The organism is Raoultibacter timonensis (genome assembly GCF_022845715.1).
Taxonomy (GTDB): domain Bacteria; phylum Actinomycetota; class Coriobacteriia; order Coriobacteriales; family Eggerthellaceae; genus Raoultibacter; species Raoultibacter timonensis.
In genome coordinates, this window is record NZ_AP025564.1 from 2,783,883 (window position 1) to 2,809,299 (window position 25,417).

Sequence of the window (25,417 nt, forward strand, 5' to 3'; positions counted from 1 at the left end):
AAGGAAATGGCGTGACGCTTACGCACACGACGAAACCGACCGGAAACGTTCGTGTACTATAGTGTTGCTATTTTTCGGCACGCGATGTGCGGGCACCCGACCAGTCAGCGTGCACCCAGTTGTATAAAGATTAGGAGCACCCGTGACACTTGCAGCAACCTCGCCTGATCAGAAAGTCGTCGTCGTCGATTTCGGAGCTCAGTACGGCCAGCTCATCGCCCGTCGCGTGCGCGATCTGCACGTGTATTCCGAGATCGTGCCCTGCGACATATCCGCCGAAGAGATGCGCGCCGAGAACCCCTCGGCCATCATCTTGTCGGGAGGCCCTGCGAGCGTGTATGCGGATGACGCCCCCACGCTGGACCCCGAGATACTGAAGCTCGGCATACCCGTGCTCGGGTTCTGCTACGGGCAACAGGCGATGGCCGTCGCGCTCGGCGGCACCGTCGGCCATACCGATGCGGGCGAATACGGTCCCGCCTCGATCGTGCGGGCTGGCGCCTCCGAGCTGCTTGCTGGCACGCCCGACGAGCAGACCGTCTGGATGAGCCACCGCGACGCCGTGACCGCAGTACCCGCCGGCTTCACGGTAACCTCATCGACTCCCACCTGCCCCGTCGCCTCGATGGAAAATGCAGGAGCGAAGCTGTTCGCAACGCAGTTCCACCCCGAGGTGCGCCACACCGAATACGGCAGCGCCATGCTCGAGAACTTCTTGTTCGAAATCTGCGGCCTTGAGCCTACATGGACCATGGGAAGCATCATCGAGGAATCGGTTGCCGCCATCCGCGAGCAGGTAGGCGACAAGCGCGTGATCCTCGGCCTTTCGGGCGGCGTCGATTCGAGCGTGGTGGCGGCGCTGTGCGCCCGCGCGATCGGACGACAGCTCACCTGCGTGTTCGTAAACCACGGCCTGTTGCGCAAAAACGAGCCCGAAGAGGTTGAAGAGGTGTTCACCCGCCAGTTCGACGTGGACTTCGTGCACGTGCATGCCGAGGATCGCTACGCTGCTCTGCTCGCCGATGTGGTGGAACCCGAAGAGAAGCGACGCATCATCGGCTCGCAGTTCTGGAAGGAGTTCTTCACCGTCGCGCAGGACCTGGACGGCGTGCAGTTCTTGGCGCAGGGGACCATCTACCCCGACATCATCGAGAGCGGCGCCCGCAAGACGGGCGGTAAGGCGTCCACCATCAAGAGCCACCACAACCTGATCCCGTTTCCCGAAGGCGTGCACTTCGACCTGATCGAGCCCTTGGACCACTTCTTCAAGGACGAGGTACGGGCATTGGGCACGGCGCTGGGACTCCCCGACCACATCGTGCACCGCCAGCCCTTCCCCGGCCCGGGGCTCGCCATCCGCATCATCGGCACCGTGACGCTCGAGAAGCTCTCCATCCTGAAGGAGGCCGACGCGATCGTGCGCGAGGAGCTCGACGCCTACAACGCCGCGGTGTTCGCCGAGACCGGTGAGCGCAACTCCGAGCGCAGCGTGTGGCAGTACTTCGCCGTGCTCCCCGACGTCAAGAGCGTCGGCGTCATGGGCGACGAGCGGACCTACGCCTACCCCATCATCCTGCGCGCCGTCGAGTCGAGCGACGCCATGACCGCCGACTGGGCGAAGCTCCCCTACGAGGTGCTCGGGAGGATCTCGAGCCGGATCGTCGCCGAGGTGCCGGGCGTGAACCGGGTTGCGTACGATATCACGAGCAAGCCGCCGGCGACGATCGAATGGGAGTAAGCCGACAGGGCTCTGGCCTGCACTTTTGAGTGCTGCACTGTGCTGCTGAGTTTCGTTTCGTACGAGAGTCACGGCAAAGCCGCCAGCGACATTGGTGAGTAAAACCGATTATCGAGCCTCCGTTCCCATGTTGGAACGGAGGCTTTTTCTTTGCCTTTTTACTCCCTTTCACCTGCGATTTCGCTATTTACTCCCCGTGTTTCAAGACAACAAAGTACGGGGCGGTATTCGGGGGAATGGGAGTAAGGATTTATCCCAAGTGAGTGGACGCGCGGTTTTTGTCCCCGAGGGCGAAACGAGGCCGTTTCTGAGTCCGCGAAACTCAAATCAAACTCAACAGGCTTTTTGGCGGTCTTTGCACGGCGTTTCCTCAGGTCGTTAATGGGGAGTAAAGAATCTCGCCGTCTCAAGGAAAACGGGAGTAACCAGGGGAAATGCCGCGGCGTACCGCCGTGTACCGCCATGTAAGCCACCGCGGCATTTACTCCCCAGGCACGCCTGAAACGCCTCCGCATGCAACGGGGAGTAAAAACTCAGCAGATCAGGGAAGCGCGCGGTGCTCGGCGCTTAGTCTGCCGTCCTGATTCGATTATGTTGGTTGCGAAATGCGGAGAGCCGCTACAGCGAGGCTTTCCAGTCCTCGTATTCGCCGGCGTCGATCTCGCCGTTCTCGACCTGCTCGCGCTTCTCGGCCCATAGCTCGATCGCCATCGCGGCTTTGGGCGCGTGCAGCGCCTTGGGGTTCAGGGAGAGGCCCGTGCCGTCAGCGGAGGGAACGATGCCGAAGGAGTCCTCGAGCCGCACGAGCAGCGACATGAGGTCGCCCGCGGTCTCGACGCCGTAATCCTTGAGGGCGTTGACGGAAACGCCGAGCGCGGCGGCGATGGACTCGAGCAGCTCGGGCTTCACTGCGCGGATGCCGCTCTCATAGTGGCGCACGGCCCCCTCGGTCAGGCCGACCGCCTCGGCGAGCTGCGCCTGCGTCATGCCGCGTGACTTACGGTACCGCCTTATGTTCTCGCCTACGGACATGCGCTCTCCTCCTGGAATTACGTACCAGCACATCTTATCAGCGTACGCAAATGTACGCAATTCTATTGACAGTACGGATTCGTACGTTTACTCTGAATCTGTAAACCGTACGTATCCGTACGCCATTGATTGGAGGAGCCATGGACGAGAAGGTGGCGAAGACGCCGAGGCCGCACATGCTGGACGCCGACGAGGTCGCGGAGCTGCTGAGGATCAAGAAGGGCAGCGCCTACGAGGTGATCAGAAAGATAAACGCCGAGCAGGAGGCGCGCGGGCGCGTGGTTATCCGCGGGCGCGTTCGAAGCGACGTCTTCGACGCCCTGTACTTCCCGGAGGCGGACTGACATGCCCGTGTACAAGGATGGCAACAACGGCACGTACTACGTGCAGTGCTACTACCGCGACGCCCGCGGCTCGAAGCGCCATAAGACGAAGCGCGGCTTCTCCTCCGAGGTGGAGGCCGCCGTGTGGGAGGGCCAGTTCAAGAGCCTTAACGGCGGGGCGATGGACATGACGTTCTCCGAGTTCATCGAGGTGTACGCCTCCGAGGTGAAGCCGCGCATACGCGAGCACACGTGGATCACCAAGGAGTACATCATCAACGACAAGCTCGTGCCGTTCTTCGGGGACATGCGCATGTGCGACGTGAGGCCGATCGACGTCATCAGGTGGCAAAACGAGCTCACCGAGCACCGGGACGCCGACGGGAAGCCCTGGGCGCCGACGTACCTGCGCACGGTGAACAACCAGCTCAACGCCATCTTCAACCACGCCGAGCGCTACTACGGCCTCACCGACAACCCGGTGCGCAGGGTCGACAAGATAGGCTCGAAGAAGGGCGGCGAGATGCAGTTCTGGACCAAGGACGAGTACCTGAGGTTCAGCGAGGCCGTCATGGACAAGCCCCTCTCGTTCCACGCCTTCGAGCTGCTCTACTGGACGGGCATCCGCTGCGGCGAGCTCCTGGCGCTCACGCCGTCCGACTTCATGCTGGAGAGCTCGCGGCTGCGCATCAACAAGTCGTACCAGAGCCTCCGCGGCGTGGACACCGTGACCGACCCCAAGACTCCAAAATCGGTGCGCACGATCGTCATGCCGGCCTTCCTGCGCGACGAGATGGCCGAGTTCATCGAGATGCGCGACGACGTTGCCCCCGACGAGCGCCTGTTCGCCGTTACCAAGCACTTCCTGGCCCACGAGATGGAGCGCGGGTGCAAGGCGTCGGGCGTGAAGCGCATCCGCATACACGACATACGCCACAGCCATGTGAGCCTGCTGATCGAGATGGGCTTCTCCGCGCTTGCCATCGCCGAGCGCATGGGCCACGAGGCGGTTGACATCACCTACCGATACGCGCACCTGTTCCCCACGAAGCAGGACGAGATGGCCGCCGCGCTCGACGGAGCGAGGGGGTAAGAAGGATGCCGTGCGAGAACAGCGCCCGAAAGCGCAGCAAGACGATGGCGTTCCGCTGCTCATCGGAAGAACGCAAGTTGATATGCGACATGGCAGCATGGAGCGGTATGTGTAGACAGGATTACATCATCGCCAAGCTGACCGACGCCCAGGTTGAGGTGAGGCCCTCCGTGAGCGTGCAGAAGGCGCTGAGGGACTCGATGGCGGAGCTGACTAAGGAAGTGTGCCTTGCGGCACCCTACGGCGAGCTGAGCGAGTCTCTGCAGCAACGCATCAAGCTGGTTATGGAGTTCTTCCTGGCTCTCGGCGAACCAGTCGATGTGTCTGCGAAGGAAGCGTTGCAAACGAAGATGCCCCCAGGCGTGGCTGAGGCGCCTGAAGACAGCGGCGGCGATGACGTGAGCATTTTCGGGATGGGGCGCGGGTAGCGGAGCATTCGAAACCGCCCATCCCGAAATGATCTATTTTGGGAAATCGGGTCAATAAATGAGTCACAAATTTAAAGAGCCCCGAGTCAAACGACTGAGGCCCCACCTTTGTCTCTGCTTGTTTATAAGGGGGCGGATTGCGTACGCTGATGAAGGGTGATGAGGCAATCGATTCTAGATAAACAGCTTCCAACCGCCTCACGCTCTGGCTTGCTGCGGGGATAATCGACCGGCGTATTTCTGAGTTCGTCTCCATTAATAGAATCAAAGGTCGAACCAGCAGAAACAGTAGACCAATACCCCTCGGCTTCCTTTTTAGACAAGGCTTGAAACAGAAACTCATTGCCGGCAATTCCGGCAACACCGCGGCCGAGGACCACGTCATAGGCGGTTTTTCCCACTGCGCCGACAGGAGCACGAACGCTCATGATTAGATCTCCAGCTTTGGCTGTTTTCGTGATCTCTGTAGTCCAGACACGAGGAAAAACCCAGCCATCTTTCAAATCGGCATTTCCCTGAACGAGAACAGCATCGTTTGGATTGTCCGTATAGCAAGCTCCATTTGGGGATTGCCCCATTGTTACAGGGGCAATACCCCCCAACTTACGCTGTTCCCAAGGGTCAGTGAAACCCTTGAAGCGGATTTCTGGCGTATTCTGCTTCTCCGCCATGCTACTCACCGCCCAGCAGCTTGCGCAGCTCGGCGATGCCCGCCATGTCGTACTCGTTGCCCGTGAGCTGCCCCAGCATGTCTGCCAGCTGGCTTTCTGCATCATCTATCTGGTTGCACACGTCCGAGTAGGTTGTCGCGTATTTGGCGTTGAGCGCAGCTACCTTCGCGATGAAATCGCTCACAACGGTTTCGGGAAGGGCCAGGAGCTCGGCCTGCAGCGGCTCTATCCACTTGGCAGCCAGCAGATCGTCGCACTGGGCGTCGGTCAGGCCCTCGATGACCTCCTTGGTCGTCTCCTCAAGAGCCGCTCTCGCTTCCTTGTTCGCCTTCTTGAGGCCTTTCTCCTCATCGAGCAGCGCCTGCGCACGAACCAGACCTTGCTCGAAATCGTTTTCGGGGTGCTTTCCGATAGCCTTCACGGCCTTCTTGAGCTCTGCCGCCACAAACGAGCCTTCGTCGCTGACAGCAGCGGAAGATTCCTTGTCCATCTCGTCGAAGCTCTCGAGAATCTCGTCAATTTCCTGCGATATCTCGCCTAGGCGGGAATCGCGGGAAGCAATCTCCTTGACATCTTCGGCAAGCAGGCGTTCTTGCACAAGCGCAAACGGCAGGATGCGGCCAGCCCAGCCGTCCTGCACCTCGACGTCTTTGCCGTTCTTCTTCTTGACCACCATATTCGGGTCTACCTTGCGCACGGCGCCTTTCCCCTCGGTCTGGATGACCTCCAGGTCGCCGGAGATTCCCGCCCAGGCGTCGTCGAGCGCCTGGTAGGCGTCGTAGCCGTCGATAAGGGCCACGCCCGCCAGCGCGTCTTTCAAAAGCTCTGCGATGGCCTCTTCCTCCGCCACGGTATCGACTTCATCGGCGCCGTCTACCAAACGGCTTCGCAGCGCGGCAGGTAAATTGCCTATCGCATCACGGTAGCCGCCCAGGAAGGCGCGGACGTCGGCGTTTCCCTTCGCCGCTTGCGCAACGTCGTCGGTCGCGGGCGCAAGGCACGACCCGCCGGCGTCGCGGTAGAGCTGCCCTTTGAGGCTCGGCCATACCTTCCAGTAGCGCTCGAGCGCGTCGACCTCGGCCTTCGGCACGCCGCCGAACATGGTGGCGTACACGTCCCAGCTCTCGGCAGCTTCGGACGAGTCCACATAGCGCGGGATGTTGAGGTTATAGTCGTTGGCTCGGATCTCGTCGATGGGAACCAGGCGGCTGAACTTGTCGACGGTCGCGTTCGTTGTCACGGCGTCGACGATACGCTTGATGTCGCTTGCCCGCAGCTTGTTGTTCTTGCCTTCCTTCACAAAGTGCTTCGACGCATCCACGACCAGCACGTCGCTCGTCTCGCGCTGCTTGCGAAGCACCATGACGATGGTCGGGATGCCCGTACCGAAGAAGATGTTGGCAGGAAGGCCTATGATGGCCTGGATGTGGCGGTTCTCCACCAAGTTTTTTCGGATGGTTCCCTCCTCGCCGCCGCGGAACAGCACGCCATGGGGCAGAACGATGCACATGATGCCGTCGGGGCGCAAGTGGTACAAATCATGCAAAAGGAAAGCGTAATCGGCCTTGGATTTAGGGGCAACGCCGAACTTGAAACGCGGATCGAGCTCCTTGTCTTCGGGATCCCAGTTCTGGGAGTACGGAGGATTAGACACCACGGCATCGACGAACAGCGGATCGTAGGTCTCGTCCTTGTTCTCGACCGTATCGAACCAGGGCCAGTCGTCTTCGAGCGTATCGCCATTGCGCGCCACGATGTTGTCGGGGAGTATTCCGCGCATAACCAGGTTCATGCGCGTGAGGTTGTAGGTGTTTTCCTTGAGCTCCTGCGCATAATACTTGATGGAGTCCGGGTCGCCGTTGCGTCGCGCCACGGCTTTGCCGATATTGATAAGCAGCGAGCCCGATCCGCTCGTGGGGTCGTAGATAGTGATGTTCTCGCGTCCGGCCAGGTGCCACGAGACTATCTCGCTCATGAGCATGGAGACTTCGTGCGGCGTATAGAACTCGCCTGCTTTCTTACCGGCGTTGGCGGCGAAGTTGCTGATCAAGTACTCGTAGATGAAGCCAAGCACGTCGTAGTCCTGGCGACCGTCCATCGGGATGTCCTTAATGAGATAGATGAGGTCGCGGGCTGCCTTGGACTGGCTGCGCGCATCGGTGCCCAGCTTGGAGAGGCCCGTCTGCAGCGTGTCGAAGATGCCGTCGAAAACGCGCTTGCGGGCAGGGTCGATGTTGCGGCTAAAGGCAGAGAGGGCGTCGCGCACGTTCGATATCTCGAAGTCGCCGCCCTTAGCGACCCAGGTGGAGAAGAGGTTGTCATAGGCGATGAAGTAGCCGCACTCGCCCTTGACGAACTCGACCGTCTCCTCGTCGTCTTCCACCAGGCTGGGCAGGTCCTCCTCGGCGAAGTCGCGCGCCTTCAGGCGGGCAACCTCGGTCTCGGACAGGAACTTGTAGAAGATGAATCCCAGAATGTAGTCCTTGTACTCGTTAGCCTCGATCTTGGATCGCATCTTGTTGGCGGACTCCCATATCTTGGAGGCCAGCTGCTGCTTGTTCATCTAGTTTTCCTCGCTTCTATAGACTTGGTTGAGCGTTTCCCCGTCGTCGCTTACCCATTCGGTCCAGCCGTTCTGGCTGCCGCCGAGCACGAACACCGCCGCGGCGCTGGGCGTCGGGAACTCGAGGTCCTCGGCGAGCTCTGCGATGCCGCCCGAATCGCCGAAGATCTCCCTGCGCACGGCCGCGACGCCTGCGTTCTTCAGCACGGGCCTCGAGAGGTTCACTTTCGAACCGGCGAGCACGGTGAAGTGCCCGCTGGCCTTGTCGTAGCGCCCCGCCCCGCGTATGCCGTTCTTCTTCGTGTGGAAGACCGCCGGCGCACCCGCGGGACCCCGGTCGACCCTGTCGAGGTCGTACCCCAGAGCCGCCATCCTGAAGAGGATCCTCTCGTGCAGGCGCTCGACGGCCTCTTCCTTGTACGGGTCGACGTAGGGCTTGGGCGTCGCCGAGTTGTCGGTCTCGTACGAGCCGTGGGTGCGCACGTAGTCGATGGCCTTTGCCTCGAGGACGTCCAGCGCGTCTCTGCTGATGTTCTGGTCGTCGTCGAGGAACATGACGGCCTTGTTCCAGAACTCCTTCTTTGCTTTGTGTGCGTCGAGCCGGGCGATGCCCTGGGTCGTCTGCCCAGCGTAGACGCGGCTCACGTTGCCGTGGTCCTCGTCGAGCAGGTAGTAGACGCCGCGCTGCGGGATGTTCGGCAGCGACTTCGCCTCTGCGAGGTCCTCCCTCGGAACGACGACGGTCACAAGCGACTCGCCGTCGATGCGGCAGATGCGGATGCGGTCCGGCTGCGCGTCTATGAGCTGGACGGTGAGGGTCTTGACTCGGATCATGCTCACGCCCCCTTCTTCGCGAGCTCTTCGATCATGCAGGTGCGCACGAAGGCGGAGAAGCTCATGCCCCGCAGGGCCGCCTCCTCCTTCGCCGCGTCGCGCAGGGTGTCGGGGATGCGCAGGGTCACGGAGACCTGGTCGCCGTCCACCAGGAAACTTCTGATCTCGGTCTCGTCGGGGTTGCCCTTAATGAGCTCCTTGTAGCTGTCAGGCATCTGCGCTCCCATCGCTCGAAATGCAATACAAATGCGTTTGCAGCATTATAACGCGGCAGCACGCGGCGGCACTGGGAATGCGAGGACAGCCGATGCCCAGGCTTTATATGAGCGCCGACGGCGAAGGACGCCCTGATTGGGCTTGGATGGCCGCTTTCGTTTGGGTCCTCACCTCTCGTTTTCGCGAGGTTTGGCGTTTGCCCGCTCCTCGGCGTAGAGAACCTCGTTCTGAGCCTCCAAGATTCGCGCGGCGCCGTCGATGCGCTCGGCGCACCTCTCGCTTATCGACCTCAGGGCCAGGATCCCCTCGACGTCGAGCGGGTCCAGCTGGTCGGCATGCGCCAGGGACTCGAGCAACTGGTCCAAGCCCCTCGCCAGCCTCCCGGCATCCGCCACCGCGTCGAGCAGTTCGAGGCGCTCTACCTTTTCTTCGTAGCCCAACATCTGCTTGTCTCCTTCTCACAACGGACGTGTCGCGCAGCACCGTAGCCGTTCCGCGCAACGAAAAGCCTCACCGCCAGCGATCTCGTGCGCACATCGGCCGCAAGCGGCACGGGAAAGCCGTCCGTCCTGACTCATGCCGCGGCACCACGGCTCGGGAACCCGCTTCCGTCCCCGCAGCGACGTCGTCGCCAATCTCCGTGGGAGCCCAGCAACCGCCGACGGGTCGCATCCCACGCCCGCAAAGCCCTGGCGCCCATGCCCGATTCCATGCCGCACGTCTGCGCCCCTCCGATCCGAAACCCGCCCCGGCGCTCCTTGGACGCGCAGGGTCGCACGCCGGCGAGCTCCCCGCAAGGGGCGCGACACTTTTTCGGGTTCTTCGCCCCATGCGCTCCGCGCGCGAACAACGCGAAAAACTGCCGTCGGGAGATTTCTATAACCACGTCCGACTTCGCTTCCTCCCTTGCCGGCACGCCCGCGCTGCATGCGACTCACGCGGCGCAAGGCACGCCACAGGGGCGGGCCTCAGAGTCTAAGGAGCAAGACATGAACGACATGAAGGAAAAGGCGATGGGCGCGGTCAAGGCCTTCCTCGAGCGCAAGGGCTACGAGATCGTCGACGAGGCCTGGCAGGGCCCCGAGGGCATCGGCGGAATCGACCTCGTGGCGGTGGACGAGGACGGGACCCTGGTGTTCGTCGACGCCACGGTCCGCATCGGGACGGACGGCTTCCCCGAGGCCCACAGGGCGCGCGGGCTGCGCGAGGCGCTGGCGGCGGCGTGGCTCGCCGGCAACGGCGACGACTACGCCGACACCCCGGTCCGCTTCGACGAGGTGGCGATGATGGTCGTCAAGGAGAACCGAGCGCTCCTGCGCCACCACGTCAACTGCTTCGGCGAGATGGAGCCGCTCTCCTAGGCGGCTCGCCCGGCCCCGGGCTCCCGGGGCCGGGTTTCCCCGAAATCCGGCCCCTGTACCACGAAAGCGTACATATCCGTACGTTTTCGTGGTACACTCCGCTTGTCGGACAAATCCGTACGGTTTTGTCCCGACGCTCCGAGACTCGGGGCGCGCCGGACCGGATGCGGCGAGGCGCGCCCCACGCTAGAGAGGACGCGACCCATGCGCACGATAGCCATTTCCAACTACAAGGGCGGCGTCGGCAAGACGACGACCGCCGTGAACCTGGCGGCCATCTTTGCCGCCCGGGGCCTTCGGACCCTGCTCGTCGACCTCGACCCGCAGGCGTCGGCCACCGACTTCTTCGGCCTCTACGACCGGGCCGCCTCAGAGCGCCGCACCTCGGTCGAGCTGCTCTACGGCGGCGCGCCCGTGGAGGAGGTCGCCTACGCCGCCGGGGAGAACCTCGACGTGGTGGCCTCGACCATCGACCTCGTAGACCAGAACGAGATGCTCCTGCGCGAGCAGCGCCTCAAGTTCGCACTCGACGACGCCTCGGGCTCCTACGACGCCTGCCTGATCGACTGCAGCCCCGTGATGCGCAGGCTCGCCTTCAACGCCTACCTCGCCGCGGCGGAGGGCGGTATGGTCGTCATCCCCGTGAAGCTCGACTCCACCGTGATGCGCGGCACCGCGCTCACAGTGGAGGCGACGCGCTCCATCGCGGACGCCCTGCGCATGCCCACGCCCAGATGGAAGATACTGCGCACCTGCGTGCCCGGCCGCATGACCAACGCCGAGGCCACGGGCGCGGCCGTGCTCGACGGCTTCTTCCCGGACGAGCAGTTCGAGACGGTCATCCACGCGAGCAGCAAGGTCTGCGAGGGAAGCTGGCAGTGGAAGCCGGTGGCGGCCTTCGAGCCGGGGAGCCGCCCCGCGCGCGACTACGAGGCACTCGCCGACGAGGTGTCCCGTGAGCTCGCCTAGCCAGGTGGCCGCGGGCTTCACCATCACGGGGCTGCTCGACGGCGCGTCGCGCACCCGCGGGCGCTACCCGGTGTCCGAGATCGCGGTGGCCGACATCGCCGACCACCCTGCGAACGCCGCGTACTCCATGGACCCGGCGGGCATAGCCGAGCTCGCCGAGTCGATACGCCAGGACGGCCTCACCGACCTGCCGCTCGTTCGCAAGATGGGCGACGGCTCGTGGCAGATGGTCTCCGGGCACCGCCGCAAGGCCGCCTACGCGCTGCTCGCGAAGGACGACCCCGCCTACGAGAGGATGCCCTGCCGCGTGATAGAGGGCATCGACGACGAGCGGGCGGTGACGCTGCTCCACGCCGCGAACTACTTCACCCGCGCTCTCACCGTGACCGAGCGCGCAGCCGCGACCGAGGCGCTCAGGGGCGACGCCGTGCGCCTGCGCTCCGAGGACCCGTCGCTTTCCGGCATGCGCGTCGACGACGTTAAGGCCGCCATCATCGAGCGGCAGACGGGTCGCAAGGTCTCCGGCAAGACCATCGCGCGCGAGGAGAGGCTTGCCCGCCGCATCGCCGAGGACCTCTCACCCGAGTGGGCCGCCGAGGCCGACCGCGGCAACCTCAGCGCCGAGGCGGTGCGCTCGCTCGCGGGCATGCCGAAGGAGCGCCAGGCGGAGATGCACGCCGCCATGGAGCCCTGGCGGCGCACCAAGCGGGAGCTCTCCGACTACGTGAGGAGCGAGGGGAAGGCCCAGGCCGGCCCCGACGGGCGCATCGCCAAGGCTGCGAGGCTCGTTGCCGACTTCCTCGAGAGCCCGCCCGAGAGCCCGAGCCCGGCCGACCTCTCGCTGCTGCGGGAGATGGCGCTCATGACCGCGCCCTACGCGGAGGCGGGCGCAGGGGCCCGGAAGGTCCGAAGAAGGGCTTCACGCTCGAAATCCAGCAAGTAGCCTATGGCGTCCGACATCGCGTCGGGCGTCCATAGCACTTGGGGACCGGGCGGCCTCGGACCCGTCATGCCGCGGGCCGTTCGGGAGCCCGCTTTCGCGAGGCCCGGTCCCAGAGGCGGCGCCCGAGCCGGGCCGCCGCCTGCGGGGGATCCCCCGCGCCCCTAGAGAGACGCGCCCGCCGCGCGGCGGGCCAGAGGAAAGGAATCCGCAATGGAAGAGAGCACCGGCGGCGCCGGGGGCAAGGAGCGCCGCGTCACGTTCCGCATGGAGGGAAGCGACTACGACGCGCTCTGCGAGCGGTGCGAGCGCGCCGGCCTCAGCAAGTCGGAGTACCTGCGCTACCTCGTGCGCATACCGCTGTCGACTGAGGCCAACGCGGGAGACGAGCACCGCATACTCGTGGACCGCAGGGCCCTGTGGGCGATGTCGCGCGAGCTCACGAAGTGGGGCTACCACTACAACCAGGCCGTGCACGCGATGAACCTCATCAACTTCCATGCGCGCCACGGGCATGTCGACCGGGACCTCGTCGCGGAGAGCATCCCGACGATCGAGCGGGAGCTCGCCGACGTGAACGGTGCGGCCCGAGAGATGGCGGCCGAGCTCGGGCGCATCGGGGCCGACTCGCTCGTGGAGGGATCGCCATGCCGATCCTGAAGCCGATAAGCGGCCACGGCTCGACGGGCGGCATCCGCCGCTACCTCGAGAAGGGAGGCCGCGCCCTGGCGCGAGACCTGTTCAATCTGAGCTACGACGAGCGCGACGCCGGCGCGCTGGGAGACGAGGCAAAGGAGGCCTGCGCCTGGGACGCCGAGATGGACGCCACGCGCGCCGCGTTCGGCACGGACGCACCCTGGAGGGGAAAGCCCGCCCGCACGTTCAAGCACTTCGTGCTCTCGCCGGACCCCGGCGACGACATCGACCTGGCTGCGCTGCGAGAGCTCGCGTGCTCGTGGGCGCTCAAGCACTTCGGCGACCACGAGATCACCATCGTCTACCACGACGACAACGCCCGCGGCATACCGCACGCGCACATCGTCGTGAACAACGCCAACCTCCGCACCGGCTACCGCATGCAGACCCAGCATCCCGAGGACCTCAACCGCGACCTGCAGGACATGGCCCGCGAGCGCGGGCTGTCGGGTCTCTCCAACGACCGGGCGCCCGAATCCCCCTCGAAGGCGCGCGGGCATGCCGGCGCGGGCGGGCCCAGGAGCCGCAGGAACGTCTACCTGGGCCGGGCCGAGAAGGAGATCATGCGCTCTGGCGGCTACTCGTGGGTCGGCGACATCCGCGCCCGCGTCGCGCTCGCCAAGACCACGGCGCGCGACGAGGCGGAGTTCCTCGGCATCCTCGACGCCCTGGGCGTGCACGTCGCCGACAACTCGGCCAAGGCGCGGCGGGACGACTGGGTGTTCAGCCTGGCCGAGGAGCCGTCCAAGAAGGTCAGCGGCGAGCGCCTGGGGTTCGTCTACGGCAAGGAGATGCTCAGCCGGCGCTTCGAGCGCGAAGGCGCCTACCGCCCCACGGACGCGAGCACCGCGCGAATCCGCGAGGCCGCCGAGCGGGCCCTCGAGCTCAACGACCTCTCGGAGCTGAGCAGGCTCTCCTCGGCGCTCGAGACGTGCGCGAAGTTCGACGTCGAGTCCATCGAGGAGTTCGGGCTCAGGATGGCGACGCTCGAGCGCCGCGGCCAGGCGGGCGGCGAGGGGTGCCGCCGCCTCGAGGCTGCGCGCGCCTACATGGCCGAGAACGGGCTCATGCCGCTCAAGACCCGCTACGGGGACGGTGAAGGGCGCGACGATGCCAGCGGCAATTCGCGCCAGTGCCACCGAGCGGACGAGCAGCAGCGCATCCTCGCCGCCGAGCGGCAGCGGGCCCAGCAGGACCAGCGCAGGGAGAGGGGCCGGAGATGATGGTGAGGATAGAGTACGAGGGCGGCAGGACGACGCTGTTCGACACGCTCTCGTTCACGGAAGGGTCGCCGTTCTCCGGCGCGAACATGCTCACGGAGTTCGAGCTCGAGATGCGCGAGGAGCCCGAGAAGGGGCTCTGGCTCACGGCGAACTGGCACCAGGTGCGAGACGACTGGCGCGCCGACGCGCCCGCGGACGGCATCCCGGCGGCGCGCAGGTCCCGCGGGTGGCGCTTCATGCTGGCCTCGGAGGCCGAGCTCGGGCGAGCCCGCCGCGTCCTGCTCGACGGGGACGAGGCGTTCGCCCGGGTGCGGGGGTACCTGTGCGACGCGGCAGCGATCGGCGCCTGCTACCGCGAGCACGTGGGTCCTCCCTCAAAACCGCTGAAATCGCAGATAAGGGACCTGCAGCGCGCACTGGGGAGGGCGGAGGTCCCGGGCGTGCCAGACGAGCTGGCGAGGCTGCTCGCGGAAGAGAAGGAAGGGGGCGCCGACGAGGGCGCCCGCAAGGTCAAGGAAGATTGGGGTGACGTCGATGAAGAGGCTTGGTAGGTTCCTCATGGCGGCGCTTAAGGTCACGCTGGGCTTTTTCGTCTGGCTGTTCCGCGCCGTGTTCAAGTGGGTGATGTGAGAAGAGGCGGGCAACTGCCCGCCTCTTTCCGTTGTGCGATTTCGATTTCCCACGGCTAGTCCCGGTCGTCGTCGCCGGCTGCGCAGCAGGCGTAGGCCGTGAGCGTGAGGAGCCCCATGAGGAGCCCTATTCCGAAGGGCGCGAATCCCATCCTTCCACCTCCTTCGCGTAGACGACGGTGCGCGAGTTGCTCGTCTGGTAGCTGCACGTCACGAAGGCCCAGGCATGCGCGACGTCCGCCGAATCTTCCAGGACGACCTCGCACCGGGACAATTTGTCCCCGAGGTAGGCGTCGAGATCCGCCGCGTCGGCGAAGTCGGTCCGCTTGCCCTCCGAGCTCGCGTCGACCACGTCGGCCGCGAAGACCTCGAGCTCGATCGCCTTCTCGCGGGTGAAGACATGGATGGTGCGGTGCCCCTCGGCGAAGCCGCGCGACGAGTATTGCGCGAGCGGCGCGAACATGGTGCCGTCGGACATGTGGTGCCCGTAGACGATGACGAGCGGGCTCTCGGCGCCCTGCGCGCACCCGGCGTCGATGTAGGGAGCGCCCCATGCGGAGCGCTCGCCGTTAGCATCGTGCGTGAGGTAGAAGTCGGGCGATTCGGGCCGGCCCTGGACGATCGGGTAGTCGACGGTCGTGCCCGGCACGCGCACCCAAGCGACGACGGAGGCGGGAAGGGCGTCCCAGTCGATTCCGCCTCCCGTCTCTTGAGCCTCCATTGCCGCGTCCTCTTCCGCAGCGGGCACCTCGCGCACCACGTACGGGTTCCTCTCGGGCTGCGGCAGGACGGCGAGCGCCGCCAGCGCCAGCAACGCCACGGCAATGGCGAGCGCCGTGGCGGCTTTCCCTTTGTTCATGTCCTCCCCCGTTCGCAGGGGAGGCCCCGGGCGAGCGCCCAGGGCCTCCGGTTCGGTGCCGATGCGGCGCCGCTACTCTTCCGGCTTTTCGGCCGCCTCGTCCTTGCTCGCGGCCGCCTTGCGCTTGCGGTACGCGAGCGCTCCGCCCGCGCCCGCCGCAGCTGCCAGGGCGATGCCCGCGGCCGCGGCGTAGCCGGTGCCGTCGGGGGCGTCGGCCCCGGTCTTGGCGTAGGGCTCCTCGGGCACCTCGGGCGTGTCGGGGTTGTCCACGACGACGCTCTGCTCGGCGGAGTCGATGTCCTCGTGGGCCGCGACGACGTTGCCGGCGGAGTCCAGGACCTTCTCGAAGACGACGAGCTCGTCTCCCTCGGCCAGGCCCTCGGTGTCGAACTCGAAGGTCACCTCGACGGTGCCGGAGGGCGCCTCGGGCTCGAAGGGCGTGCGCGCGGTCACCTCGTTGCCGTCCTTGTCGAGGAACGGCTCTCCGGTGCCCTTGTCCATGAGCGTGCCCACGGCGATGTAGGTCTCGCCGGGGACGAGGCCCTTGTAGGCCACCGTGTCGACGACCTTGGCCTTGCCGGCCTCGATCACCTGGTCGCCGTCGGCGGCGTCGGCCGCCTGGGTGCCCACCTCGACGGCGACGTGGACGGTCTGGCCCTCGTCGGAGAGGTCCGCGTGCGACGCCACCTCGGCGCCGTCCTTGCGCAGGCTCTCGAACACGACCAGGTCGCGGCCGCCGAGCAGGCTCGCGTCGAAGGCGATCTCGACGTCCTGGCTGCCCGTCGAGAGCGCGGGCTCGAACCCGGCCTTGGCCTCAACGGGCTTGCCCGAGGCGTCGGCCACGGGCTCGCCGGTCGCCTTGTCGAGGAGGGTTGCCGAGAGCTCGTATTCCTCGCCGGCTTTCAGCCCCTCGTAGGCGACCGCGTCGACGACTTTGGCCTCGGCGTCGGCCGAGACGTCCTTGTCGCCGTCCGCGCCGTCCTTTGCGGTGGTGGAGATGCGCGGGCCCTCCTGGTCGTCGAGGCCCATCCACACGGCCTTCGCGACCGTCGAGTCGCGATCGATCCAGAAGCTCCTCGTGATGAGCTCGAGGCCCTCGTTGGCATCGCAGCGCAGCTCGGTCATGGTGTAGGCGCCGTACGGCAGGGCCGCCAGCGAGTCGTCGACCGGTGCCGAGGAGCCGTCCTCGCCGAGCGAGAACCAGATGCCGGCCTTCGGGTCCATGTCGGCGGCAGCAATCGGGCCCTCGTGGCCGAGCAGGGCGTCGTTGGCGTTGGTGCCCCTCGAGTGCTTGTTCCAGCTGCTCGCGGTCGACGCGTCGCCGTTGCGGTCCGTGACCAGCACGTGAGTCTCGCCGGTGGCCGCGTTCTCGATGGCGAACGGGACCATGAGGCCGGCGTTGTCGGACTCGCTCTTCTTGGAGAGCTCGAGGTCGTTGCGCACCACCTGGTCGCGGAACTCGAGCGCGGCGCCGTCCGCGGAGGCGCTCACGATCTCGCCGCCGGTGCGGACCTCGAAGGCGCGGGGCTCGCCGTCGGTCAGCAGGTAGCTCCCGTTCGTCGCCGTCTCCCGCACGTCGTAGGTTCCGTACGGCAGTGCGTTGGCCGCGGTCTGCGCGGTGTAGGCGCCGGCCTCGTCGTTCCATGCGGTGGTCAGCGTGGCCACGGCTTCGCCCGGCTCGCGCCATTCGCCGTCAACGAGGACCTTGTGCGCCGAGCGGTTCGTGACGGTGAACTCGATCCCGTCGAGGCCGGGGTGCTCGCCAGGCGCCTCCTTGTGGCCGCTGCCCGCGAGCGCCTCGGACGCCTGCAGCTCCTTGTCGGACTTGGTCACCTGCACGCCGCCGCGGAAGACCTCGTCGGTCACGGGGTCGCCCGTGAGGTCGGCTACCTCGCCGGCCTTCACGGCAAACGCGACGGGGGTGTCGCTGGCGTCGTAGCCCTCGGGCGCTCCGGACTCGACGATGCGGTAGCTGCCCGCGGGAAGCGCGCCGGCGCCGGTGGCGGCGACGTGCGACCCGTCCTCGGGAGCGGTCTTGATCGTGGCGCAGACCTCGCCGTCGGCGTAGTACTTGCCGCAGACCAGCACGTATCGGCCGGTCTCGTTCACTACGGAGAAGCTCGCGCCGTCGAGCGAGGCGTCGCCCTGGGGCTCGGCGCCCGCCTCGGAGTCCTCTTTGGCGACCTTGACGCCGCCTGCGGACCAGCTGAAGCTCACGAGCGTCTGGGAGCCGCCGCCGGTCCTGACGCAGAACGCCTCGAACCCGGCGGATACCTTGCCGGCGCCCGCCTTCATCTTGGCGAAGGTCCCGCCGATCAGCTCGGATTTCGCCCAGGAGGCGAACTCGGCGCTCGTGCCGTGCGTGGCAGCCGACTCGGACCCAGAGTAGGCGTAGGCGATGAGCACGTGGCTCGCCGCGGCGTACTTCGCGTCGTCCCAGCCGCCGCCGTCGTACCAGCTGCCCGGGAACATCGACGCGTCGAAGCCGGGAGAGCCGAACGAGTACCAGATGGCCGCTGTCACGTCGCCGCTCGGCACGGGGCTCGTCGAGTAGGAGCCCGGCGCGGGCGTCGGGGACGAGGGCTCGGCGCAGTAGGCGATGTTCCCGTCGGCGCTCATCCACGTGGTGGCGAAGCCGCCGTAGGGGATCTTGCCGCCGATGGACACGTCTACCGTGCTCGGCGCGGCGTAGGCGGGCGAGGCCGCCACGGAGGCGAGCAGCGCCCCCGCCGCCAGGATGAGCGCCATGGCGCATCGGAGGAGCTTTTCCTGCAGGGTGCAGTCTTTCGCTGCGTTCATCTTTCCGCCTCCCTATCTCTCGACGCTTCGCTGGGCGCGGGGCGCCTCGTGCTCGGCGGCGCGGCTCGCCTGGCGGGCGTGCTCGGCGCGCTCCGCGAGGTAGCGCGAGCGACCTGCGTCAACGGCCTCCTTGAGCTGCGCCGGCATGACCTTCACGGTGTCCTTGACCGCGCGGCCGCCCTCGTCGAGCTCGGGCTGGCCGTCCGGGCCCATCACCGTCTTCCTCAGCCACACCTCGCGGTTCGCGAGCAGCGGTATGTCCCGGAAGTCGGCCCCCTTGAAGCGGCTCTCGTTCACGAACATGGGGCTGAACTCGTAGCCTCCCACGTCCACGCCGTCGACGACGGTGCCCTTGGGAAGGGTCGCCGAGTTGAAGGTCCTGGCCTCGCCGGTCGCGCGGTCGGTGTACTCGATGCCCTCGCGCACGAAGCTCTTGTGCAGCGAGAGGTACACGTTCTTCCTCTCTTCCATGTCTTTCCTCCTTTTCGTTTTCAATCGGTCCTTGTCTTCATCCGCCGGGACGCGTGCCCCGGCGCGGTGCCCCTATCTCATGGCGACCGCCCCCTTCCTCGCTTTTCCGCTAGAAGCCGCTCACGATGTCGCGCGCCCAGGAGCCGCTTTTCACGAGGGCCAGGATGAGCAGCACGCACATGGCCAGGTACTGCAGCGCGTAGGTGAGCCCGTTCGCGACCGCGTCGGCCGGGGTGCCCGTCCCGGGGTTCGCCCCGGTGAGCCCGCCGAGCACGAGCGGGAACGATATGAGCAGCACGAGGATAATGACGCCGGCGATGCAGACCGCCCCGAAGCTCTTCAGGTAGCCAAGGCCTATCTGGCGCGTGGCGTCCATGCCGAGGAACGCCAGCGGGATCGGGGCGAACGCGGCCATGATGTAGAGCTGGAGCGCGCGGGCCCAGCAGACCACGAGGGCGACGACGTAGGCCGCCAGCACCACGACCCAGCTGATGAGGCTCACGACGAGCATGGCGATGAGCGACGGGATGTCGTCGTCGGTGGTGACGACGGACACCTCGGGCAGGTCGAGCGCGCCTCCGGCGCCGAAGAGCGCCTCGACTCGGTCGATGGCGAGCCCGCAGACCTCGTAGATCGACGCCATCAGGTCGAAGCTGTTCTGTATGAGGAACAGGAACACGGCGAAGAACACGAGGAGGAAAACGACCTCCTTGACGCCGGGAAGGCTCTGGCTGCCGTCCATGCGCTGGGAGATCTCGATGAGCTTCAGGGTGAAGACCAGGCCGAGCACCCCGCACCCGATCGGCAGGATGGCAACCTGCCATACGCCCCGGGCGACGTCGTGCATGGTCAGGTCGCTCGAGCTCGTGAGCATGTGCGCGAAGTCGGCCGAGAGGATCCCGTTCGCGCCGATTGACCCGAGCACGCCCGTCTGCGCCTTGAACATCCAGTTGCAGCAGTCGCGCAGAAGGCCGCACAGCCAATCGTTGACGTCCCCGGCTATGTCGGCGTATGCCGGCTGCGCGGGGACGAGCAGGAGCGCGCAGAGGGCGAATGCCGTCGCGGCGGAGATGGCGAACGCCCTTCGGCGTCGCGATTCAAGCGCCCGCACGGCTACATCGCCTCCAGCGAGCCGCCGCGCGAAACCACGGTGACCGCCGTCGAGGCGGGGTCGTCGAGCGTGAAGGTCGTCGACGCGACGTTTCCGGCGTAGTCGAGCCACACCTCCTTGTCCCAGGTGGCTCCCGTCGCCTGCGGGGACACCTCCGCCGCCTTCCCGGCGACGGCCTCCTCGATGGCGGCGACGTCTGCGCCAAGCGCCTCGGAGAGGCGGTCGTCGGTGCCGGTCACGGAGAACGCTCCGTCTTGCGCCTTCTGGGGCACGTACGCCTGCGTCAGGAGGTCGCATGCCAGGGTGCGTTTGTCCCCGTCGCCCGAGACCTGGATGAGCGACAGGCCTCCCGCCTTGTCGCCGGTTCCCTTGACCTCGATGGGCACGCTGAGCGCGCCGCCGGCCTCGGAGGGCTCCTCGGCCGAGAAGAACCAGGCGCGCTCGGTGCCGCCCGCGCTCTCCACCATGGCGCCCTCGACGATCCGCAGCGTGGCTGTCGGGTCGTCTGCGCCCGTCCATGCCGTGTTCCAGAGCGCCTCGGCGCCCGAGGCGGCCTTCCCGGTTGCCACGTCGGCGCCTGCAGCCGCGGGCTGCTCTTGCTCCTGGGGACTATCCTGCGCGCCTTCCTGCGGGGCGATGGCGCAGCGCGCCGCGCCCGCGCCGAGCGCCACGGTGAGCGCGCTTGCCGCGACGGCGGCCATGACCCTTGACTTTCCCTGCATTGGTTTCTCCTATCTCGCGGTGAGCGCGCAGCTGAAGCTGCCGATGCCGCTCGCTATACGGCACACGTCGCCCGTTCGCGGCTCGTGTATGTACCTGTCGTCGCCGATGTAGATGGCCACGTGGCCCGAGCGGTAGAGGATGTCGCCGGGCTTCGCCTCCGAGAGCGGTATGCGCCTGAGCTCCTCGTACTGGGAACCCGTGTAGTGGCTTATGCGGATGCCCGCCTGCGCGTAGCAGTACTGCGTGAGCCCGCTGCAGTCGAGCGCCTTGCCGGGGGTCGAGCCTCCCCACACGTAGGGCACGCCGAGCTGGCTGTACGCCGCCTCGACGATCGCGTTCCCGCTCGCGGCCGGGTCCTTCAGGTCCTCGACCGTCATGGAGTCGAACCTGTAGAGGCCCCATTGCGCCATGATCGACTTCAGGGACTCGACGTAGGACGAGTCGGTCGCCCAGCCGGCGTCCTTGAGCCCCTCGGCCATCCTGTCCGAGTCGTGCCTCTCGATCGCCTCGCGGATGAGGGCGTTGCCCGAGTAGCGCTCCGCCTGCAGGAAGACCCTGCTGCGGAAGCGGATGCACTCGGCGTCGCCGGTGAAGCGGATGAAGCTCGCTGTGATCTGGGTGTGCTCGCCGGGCACGTACTCCTCGCTGGTGGCCCAGTTCGCCTTGCCTGCCACCTCGGGGCAGCCCGCGTAGCCCGCCCACCACTTCATGCCGAAGAGGTTGTGGTCGCGCTCTGCGAGCTGGCTCATGCGGTCGCCCTGGCCGGACTCCTGGATGATCTGCGCGATGGTGCAGCCCGCCGGGTGCCCGTACTCCTCCTGGCACTCGAGCGCCGCCTCGACCATCTCGTAGGTGATGTAGGGCGGCAGCCCCTCGAGGCCCTGCTTGGAGGCCGCGTCGTCCCAGAAGCCGAACAGCGCGCTCAGCAGCTGCGCGACGGCGAGCGCGCAGGCGGCGAAGGCCACGATGCCGGCCACCGCCCCGAGCAGGGCGGGCGCTGCGCCCGAGACCGCGCCCGCGATCGCGGAGGCGGCGCCCTTCGACCCCGCGGCGCGGGCCGCCTCGCCCGACGCCTGCGCGGCCGCCTGGGCCGCTTGATGCTTGGCCGGGGCGGTCGCGCCGGCTGCCTCGGGGCCGCGCGCGCCTCCCTTTGGGGCGCCGAGGGCGGTCGCCGCCTTGCGGCTGCCTTGGGCTGCTTTCTTCGCCTTCCTCTGCCGCAGCCCTCCCGCGGCCTTCTTGGCCGCACGCCCCGCGTCGTACATGCCCGAGGCGCCCTCGAGCTCCTCCGAGTCGTCGAGCTGGGAGACGGCCTCCCGGGCGATCGCCAGCTTCGCCGCATCGACGCGCGAGCGCATCGCGGCCGCCGCGCGCCGGTCGCCGGCTGGTTGGGACAATTTGTCCCCGAGCCCGCCTTCCGGCGCGTCGGGCCTGGAAGGGCGCCCCTTCGCCGTTGCGGCGGGGCCTCCCGCCTCGTCGAGCGGGCCGGCACCCTCCGAGACGTTTCCCAGGGAGTCGCGCTCGGTCTCCGCGACGTCGCCCGCGGTGAGCACGTCGCGGCGCTGCGCCCCGACCACCTCGAGCATCCCGCCGCCCTCGCTCGGACGAGCCACGGCTACTCCTTCGCCTCTCGCGCCGCCCGGCGCATCTCGCGCTCGGCGACCTCTGCGGGCTTGGTGTTCCACAGGTCGTAGAGCGGGCCTTTAGGGAAGTCGTCGGTGATGGGCACGCGGATCCCCGCGCTGATGAGCAGCCCCTCGCCGGGCTTGACGGCGTCGCCGATGTAGCCGCGCTCCGTGGCGGAGAGCTGGAGCATCTCCGCCCACGCGTCGAGGTCGGCGGTGGACTGCTTGTGCAGCAGGAAGAACTCGGAGTTGAGCACCATGTCGCGGGCCTCGGCGTTGGCCAGCATGTGGCTCGTGTTCTGGCTGATGCCGGTGCAGATGAGGCCGAACTTGCGCCCCTCGCGCCACAGGCGGGCGAAGTACTCGACCACCGTCGGGTGCGCGAAGAGGCTCTGCACCTCGTCGATGTAGAGCCAGGTGTAGTTGGGGCGCGGCGGCGTTACCATCACGCGGTTGCGCACCATCTCGAGCGCCGTGATCATGCCGAACACGCGCATGTTCTGGCCGAGGCCGTGCATGTCGATGTTGGTGATGCGGTTGTCGAGCGCCACGTTGCTCTGGCCGTTGAAGAAGGAGAACGCGCCCTTCACGTAGCGCTCGTAGCGCAGCGCGATGTCGGCGGCCTCGGGCTCGGGCTGAGCGAGCAGCGCCGCGTGGAAGTCGCCGAGCGTGGGCAGGCGGCCGTCCCTCGCGCACTCCCGGTACGCCTCGCCGACGCAGCGGGCGATGATCGAGCGGTCGCGCTCCGGCAGGCCCTCGCGGCCCTCGGCCATGAGCGCGCTCGAGAGCGCGAGCACCGCGTCGGTCTTGTACGCGAGCTTGGCGGCGTCGGCGCGGTCCGCGACGTCGGCGGTGTCGAGGGGGTTGAGCACCGCCGAGCATCCCGGGGCGAGCTCGACGTTCGCGCCGCCGAGCGCGCCGACGAGGTTGCCGTACTCGCCGGCAGGGTCGAAGATCACGACCTCGTCCTCGGGGTGCGCGAGCACGGTGTTGGTTATCTCGCGCTTCACCGAGAAGCTCTTGCCCGAGCCGGGCTTGCCGCACACGAAGCCCATGGGGCTCGCCAGGCGCTTGCGGTCGCACAGCACCAGGTTCCCGCTCTCCTTGGACTGCCCGTAGTAGCCGCCGCCCGCCTCGTCGAGGCTCTGGCTGGCGAAGGGCATCTGCATCGCGACCTGCCCCGTGGTGAGGTAGCGGCTCACGGTGACGTGGTTGTCCCCGAGCGGGAGCACCGAGTTGAGCGCCTGGCGCTGGCGGAAGTGGAGCGGCTCGAGGCCGATCGTGCAGCCCTGCGCGACGCTCGTCACCTGCTGGACGCGGCGGTCGAGCTCCTCGAGGCTGTCGGCCCAGGTGTAGACGAGACCCGTGTAGACGAACAGGCGCTCGGACTTGTTGCGCAGGAAGTCGAGCAGCTCCTCGGCCTCCTCCTTCGAGAAGCGCAGCTCGGGCGGCAGGATCTGGTAGTCGTAGCCCTTCTTCACGGCGCTCATCTGCTCGTCGATGATCTCCTTGTCCATCCAGTCGATCTGGCGCTTCACGAGCGCGAGCGCCTCGCTCTGCGCGATGGGCTGCACGTGCAGCGTCACGTTGAGCGGCAGCGGCAGGTCGATGATGGAGGCGAGGTAGGTCTCCTCGATGACCGACCCGAAGCTGCGCACCGCGAGCACCGCGCCGTAGCGCCCGTCGCTGCGGAAGCAGTCCGACCTGCCCTCGGGCTTGAAGTCGAGCGTGGAGGGCATGACGAAGTCCTTCGTGCGCGCGCCCGACGTCGGGGACAATTTGTCCCAGGAGAACTCGAAGCGCGACCCCGGGCGCAGCTGCCCCTGCAAAAGCTCGAGCCTCTCGGCGCCGTCGAGGGCGCGCGACGAGCAGCGTATGCGCGCGAGCGTCTGCTCCACGTCGCCCCGGATGCGCGCGAGCTTGGGCACCGCGGCGTCGACGTCGTCGGCGCCCACGGCGTAGGTCAGGTAGCGGTGGCGCACGAGGTTCGAGACGCCCTCGCGCATCTTGTCGTTGAGGATCCGGTTGTACTCTTCGGCGAGCCCTGCCGTGGCGCGCTCCCCGGGCTCGAAGAAGACCTTGCGGCCGACCTCGTCGGCGGGGATGGGCGCGTTCACGACCTGGATCTGCACGTGGGAGTCCGCCGGGAAGTAGTTGAACAGCGAGCTCATCACGGTGAAGGCCGTCTCGCGCGCCTCCTTGCGCGCGGACTGGTAGCTGATGTCGGAGAACTCGACCGTCTGGCTGAACACCCCGGGCATCACCTGGGCGATTCCGTCCCTGTACATGGCGTCGTAGCCGACGAAGCCGGCCATCTCGCGCGAGCGGTCGCGCTCCCGGCGGCGCCTCTGCCGCTCGGCCTCCGCGCCCTTCGAGGCGTCCTTGCGCCCGCCCGTGCCGCCGAGGAGCAGCCCGAGGGTGCTCGGGCGCTTCGGCCTATTCTCCTTGTTGGTTCTTGCTCGGCTCATAGAGCTCGGCTCCTTTCTTCCTGGCCCTGCGCCTCGCGCGACGCCCCGGGCGGCCCGGCTGCGGCGAGCCCTCGGGAAGGCTCCCGGCGAGGCAGGGCTCGTACGCGAGCAGCTGCGGGGAGAGCTCGTGGGCCGCCAGGAGAGGCAGCAGCTCCTCGGCGCGCATGCCGAAGGGCCGCCAGAACCCGGCGAGCCAGAACGGCATGCTGCAGAGCATGATCGGGAAGGCCGCGTCCGCGACGTCTGCGCGCAGGCCCAGGTGGACGAAGGCCGCCGCCCCGACCGCGCTGCCGAAGCCGAGCGACACGCAGGCGAGCGTGCGCAGGCTCATCTTCCCGACGATCTTCTCCTCGTACTCCCCGATGTCCTTCTGCACCGGTATCCGGAGCGCCATTCGAGACGCCCCCTATGCCGGCAGCCAGGACGTGTCCAGCTGCCCGAAGTAGACCGACGCGGCGATGATGATCGCGCCGCCGGCGATGGTGGATATGGCGGTCGCGATCTGCGGGCCGCCCTGCTGCTCCCTGATGGCCAGGCCGAGCGAGACCGCTCCCCACACGACCAGGAAGCCGCCGAGGAAGGTCACGCAGCCCGACACGAGCTTGATGACGTTTGCGAGCATGCTGCTCTCCTTTGCTTTCGGTTGAC

Annotated in this window: 25 protein-coding genes; 10 read left to right on the top strand and 15 right to left on the bottom strand. The window is 66.9% G+C overall.

The annotated features are described in order from the left end of the window. The first annotated feature begins 142 nt into the window (after positions 1-142). Positions 143-1,738 (top strand): glutamine-hydrolyzing GMP synthase, encoded by a 1,596-nt coding sequence (guaA, locus tag MWL89_RS11410; protein WP_244386115.1) that lies wholly within the window; start codon positions 143-145, stop codon positions 1,736-1,738. 618 nt (positions 1,739-2,356) lie between these two features. Here guaA and MWL89_RS11415 read toward each other — a convergent pair. Continuing rightward, the gene (locus MWL89_RS11415; RefSeq protein ID WP_244386116.1) at positions 2,357-2,770 is read right to left on the bottom strand and encodes a helix-turn-helix domain-containing protein; all 414 of its coding nucleotides are present in this window, start codon (positions 2,768-2,770) and stop codon (positions 2,357-2,359) included. 140 nt (positions 2,771-2,910) lie between these two features. Between MWL89_RS11415 and MWL89_RS11420 the strand changes: the two genes are divergently transcribed. From MWL89_RS11420 to MWL89_RS11430, 3 genes are read left to right on the top strand one after another with little or no spacing between them, the layout of a single operon-like run. Then, entirely contained in the window at positions 2,911-3,114 is a 204-nt protein-coding gene (locus MWL89_RS11420; RefSeq protein WP_244386117.1) for a hypothetical protein, read from the top strand. A 1-nt stretch (position 3,115) separates the two neighbouring features. Next, positions 3,116-4,186 (top strand): site-specific integrase, encoded by a 1,071-nt coding sequence (locus MWL89_RS11425; protein WP_244386118.1) that lies wholly within the window; start codon positions 3,116-3,118, stop codon positions 4,184-4,186. Between the two features lie 44 nt (positions 4,187-4,230). Then, positions 4,231-4,614, top strand: a complete 384-nt coding sequence (locus MWL89_RS11430; protein WP_425226286.1) for a hypothetical protein — start codon at positions 4,231-4,233, stop codon at positions 4,612-4,614. Between the two features lie 122 nt (positions 4,615-4,736). Here the strand turns inward: MWL89_RS11430 and MWL89_RS11435 are convergent, their stop codons facing one another. The 5 genes from MWL89_RS11435 to MWL89_RS11455 form a co-directional block, all read right to left on the bottom strand. Continuing rightward, positions 4,737-5,285: a restriction endonuclease subunit S gene (locus MWL89_RS11435; protein WP_244386120.1), complete on the bottom strand. Its 549-nt coding sequence runs from the start codon at positions 5,283-5,285 to the stop codon at positions 4,737-4,739. A 1-nt stretch (position 5,286) separates the two neighbouring features. Beyond that, the gene (locus tag MWL89_RS11440; RefSeq protein WP_244386121.1) at positions 5,287-7,848 is read right to left on the bottom strand and encodes a type I restriction-modification system subunit M; all 2,562 of its coding nucleotides are present in this window, start codon (positions 7,846-7,848) and stop codon (positions 5,287-5,289) included. After that, a complete protein-coding gene (locus MWL89_RS11445) occupies positions 7,849-8,682 on the bottom strand; it encodes a GIY-YIG nuclease family protein (protein WP_117752658.1) in 834 nt (277 codons plus the stop codon). A gap of 2 nt (positions 8,683-8,684) precedes the next feature. Beyond that, the gene (locus MWL89_RS11450; protein ID WP_229079560.1) at positions 8,685-8,897 is read right to left on the bottom strand and encodes a YlcI/YnfO family protein; all 213 of its coding nucleotides are present in this window, start codon (positions 8,895-8,897) and stop codon (positions 8,685-8,687) included. A gap of 168 nt (positions 8,898-9,065) precedes the next feature. Beyond that, positions 9,066-9,341, bottom strand: coding sequence for a hypothetical protein (locus MWL89_RS11455; protein ID WP_244386122.1), 276 nt, complete (start codon positions 9,339-9,341; stop codon positions 9,066-9,068). A gap of 546 nt (positions 9,342-9,887) precedes the next feature. On the opposite strand from MWL89_RS11455, the gene MWL89_RS11460 reads away from it, so the two are divergent. The 6 genes from MWL89_RS11460 to MWL89_RS11485 all read left to right on the top strand — a co-directional run bounded on the left by MWL89_RS11460 (position 9,888) and on the right by MWL89_RS11485 (position 14,638). Further along, entirely contained in the window at positions 9,888-10,259 is a 372-nt protein-coding gene (locus MWL89_RS11460) for a YraN family protein (protein WP_123219256.1), read from the top strand. A gap of 204 nt (positions 10,260-10,463) precedes the next feature. Next, entirely contained in the window at positions 10,464-11,228 is a 765-nt protein-coding gene (locus MWL89_RS11465; protein WP_244386123.1) for a ParA family protein, read from the top strand. Continuing rightward, positions 11,215-12,171, top strand: a complete 957-nt coding sequence (locus MWL89_RS11470; RefSeq protein WP_244386124.1) for a ParB/RepB/Spo0J family partition protein — start codon at positions 11,215-11,217, stop codon at positions 12,169-12,171. The genes MWL89_RS11465 and MWL89_RS11470 overlap by 14 nt, the downstream gene beginning before the upstream one ends. A 210-nt stretch (positions 12,172-12,381) precedes the next feature. Beyond that, complete coding sequence (locus MWL89_RS11475) at positions 12,382-12,828, top strand: CopG family transcriptional regulator (RefSeq protein WP_244386126.1); 447 nt, start codon at positions 12,382-12,384, stop codon at positions 12,826-12,828. After that, positions 12,816-14,087 (top strand): relaxase/mobilization nuclease domain-containing protein, encoded by a 1,272-nt coding sequence (locus MWL89_RS11480; RefSeq protein WP_244386127.1) that lies wholly within the window; start codon positions 12,816-12,818, stop codon positions 14,085-14,087. Before MWL89_RS11475 ends, MWL89_RS11480 begins: the two co-directional genes overlap by 13 nt. Further along, on the top strand, positions 14,084-14,638 hold the full coding sequence (locus MWL89_RS11485) for a hypothetical protein (RefSeq protein WP_244386129.1): 555 nt from the start codon (positions 14,084-14,086) through the stop codon (positions 14,636-14,638). Before MWL89_RS11480 ends, MWL89_RS11485 begins: the two co-directional genes overlap by 4 nt. Positions 14,639-14,843: 205 nt before the next feature. On the opposite strand, the gene MWL89_RS11490 is transcribed toward MWL89_RS11485, so the two are convergent. The 9 genes from MWL89_RS11490 to MWL89_RS11530 form a co-directional block, all read right to left on the bottom strand. Beyond that, complete coding sequence (locus MWL89_RS11490) at positions 14,844-15,575, bottom strand: class B sortase (RefSeq protein WP_244386131.1); 732 nt, start codon at positions 15,573-15,575, stop codon at positions 14,844-14,846. 72 nt (positions 15,576-15,647) lie between these two features. Further along, positions 15,648-18,374, bottom strand: coding sequence for a VaFE repeat-containing surface-anchored protein (locus tag MWL89_RS11495; RefSeq protein WP_244386133.1), 2,727 nt, complete (start codon positions 18,372-18,374; stop codon positions 15,648-15,650). Positions 18,375-18,386: 12 nt separating this feature from the next. Further along, complete coding sequence (locus tag MWL89_RS11500; protein WP_042433176.1) at positions 18,387-18,845, bottom strand: hypothetical protein; 459 nt, start codon at positions 18,843-18,845, stop codon at positions 18,387-18,389. A 109-nt stretch (positions 18,846-18,954) separates the two neighbouring features. Further along, positions 18,955-19,956 carry a VirB6/TrbL-like conjugal transfer protein, CD1112 family gene (locus MWL89_RS11505; RefSeq protein WP_204244307.1) on the bottom strand — a complete coding sequence of 334 codons (1,002 nt, stop codon included), beginning with the start codon at positions 19,954-19,956 and terminating at the stop codon, positions 18,955-18,957. A 2-nt stretch (positions 19,957-19,958) separates the two neighbouring features. Beyond that, the gene (locus tag MWL89_RS11510; protein WP_244386135.1) at positions 19,959-20,657 is read right to left on the bottom strand and encodes a hypothetical protein; all 699 of its coding nucleotides are present in this window, start codon (positions 20,655-20,657) and stop codon (positions 19,959-19,961) included. Positions 20,658-20,687: 30 nt separating this feature from the next. After that, on the bottom strand, positions 20,688-22,289 hold the full coding sequence (locus tag MWL89_RS11515) for an NlpC/P60 family protein (protein WP_341801922.1): 1,602 nt from the start codon (positions 22,287-22,289) through the stop codon (positions 20,688-20,690). 2 nt (positions 22,290-22,291) lie between these two features. Next, complete coding sequence (locus MWL89_RS11520) at positions 22,292-24,769, bottom strand: VirB4-like conjugal transfer ATPase, CD1110 family (RefSeq protein ID WP_425226271.1); 2,478 nt, start codon at positions 24,767-24,769, stop codon at positions 22,292-22,294. Then, positions 24,738-25,163 carry a PrgI family protein gene (locus tag MWL89_RS11525; protein WP_244386137.1) on the bottom strand — a complete coding sequence of 142 codons (426 nt, stop codon included), beginning with the start codon at positions 25,161-25,163 and terminating at the stop codon, positions 24,738-24,740. The genes MWL89_RS11520 and MWL89_RS11525 overlap by 32 nt, the downstream gene beginning before the upstream one ends. A gap of 12 nt (positions 25,164-25,175) precedes the next feature. Continuing rightward, positions 25,176-25,391 (bottom strand): hypothetical protein, encoded by a 216-nt coding sequence (locus MWL89_RS11530; protein ID WP_006234636.1) that lies wholly within the window; start codon positions 25,389-25,391, stop codon positions 25,176-25,178. Positions 25,392-25,417: the final 26 nt, after the last annotated feature.